1 protein-coding gene is annotated in these 1,208 nt (G+C 44.4%); it reads right to left on the bottom strand.

Translation table 11 applies throughout. The features are described from left to right. Positions 1-18 precede the first annotated feature (18 nt). A protein-coding gene (locus tag CWE08_RS12070; RefSeq protein WP_420837086.1) for an IS3 family transposase occupies positions 19-1,130 on the bottom strand; the annotation gives its coding sequence in 2 pieces (ribosomal slippage) (positions 19-878 and positions 878-1,130; 1,113 coding nt in all). Positions 1,131-1,208 lie beyond the last annotated feature (78 nt).

Raw genomic sequence — 1,208 nt, 5'->3', positions numbered from 1 at the left:
ACTGTAAACATCCCCCGGTTAGTGCCACACATTTTTAGAGGTCTGTTCGTTCGTTTTTACCAATCGATACTCTGACGGTGTCAGATTACCAAGTGATTCATGTGGCCGCTCATCGTTATATTGTGGCAACCAATTATCTGTTATGTCTCGAACTTCTCTCAGGCTTCTGAATACATAGTAATCAAGTACTTCATTTCGATAAGTTCGGTTAAAGCGTTCAACATATGAGTTCTGGGTCGGCTTTCCAGGTTTAATAAACTCGAGGTGAACTTTGTTTTCCTCGGCCCATTCAGCTAATGCGATTGATATAAACTCAGGCCCATTGTCCATGCGAATCTGCTTTGGATAACCACGCCATGCTGCGAGACGGTCTAATGTTCTGATAACCCGTGCTGCCGGTAAGTTTAAATCAATCTCTATCGCCAACGCTTCGCGATTAAAGTCATCCACCACATTAAAGGTTCGGAAGCGTCGGCCGCAATACAATGCATCACTCATGAAATCTACAGACCAGCTTTGGTTTAAAGACTCCGGAACAGCTAACGGTTCAGGGTTGCGACTTGGAAGTCGCCTTTTCCCTTTTCGTCTCATGTTTAGCTTTAATGCACAGTACACACGGTGCAAGCGTTTATGGTTCCAGCGATGACCTGCTCGGCGTAGCACATGAAAAAGCTTTTTAAACCCATAACGAGGGTAGCGTTCAACCGCCGACAGTAGTGCTTCGATAACCTCGTCGTCTTTGCTTGTATCAGGTTGATAAGTGTAAACGGAGCGGCTTAGATTCAGTGCTTTGCAACTCCGCCTGACACTCAAACCGTACTCTGATACTAGATAATCGACGGTTTCGCGCTTGGCTGCCGGCGTCAGAGCTTTTTTTCAATAACATCCTTGAGCGCTGTATTCTCAAGTGCCATGTCGGCATACATACGCTTAAGCTTGGAGTTCTCTTCTTCAAGTTCTTTCAGCCGCTTGATGTCCGAAACTTCCATGCCGCCATATTTCGATTTCCAGTTGTAATAAGTCGCATCAGCAATACCGTACTCGCGGCAAACATCTTTGACTTGGCGACCTGATTCAACTTCTTTCAAAACTTTAAGGATCTGTGTTTCAGTAAAACGTGATTTACGCATTATCTTGTCTCCGTGGTTAAGACTATTATCCACAGACACACTAAAAAATCACTGGTACTATTTTAAGGGATGTTTACA

Source organism: Aliidiomarina iranensis (assembly GCF_003987135.1).
GTDB classification, from domain to species: Bacteria; Pseudomonadota; Gammaproteobacteria; order Enterobacterales; family Alteromonadaceae; genus Aliidiomarina; species Aliidiomarina iranensis.
This window is presented reverse-complemented; position numbering and strand designations above follow the sequence as displayed.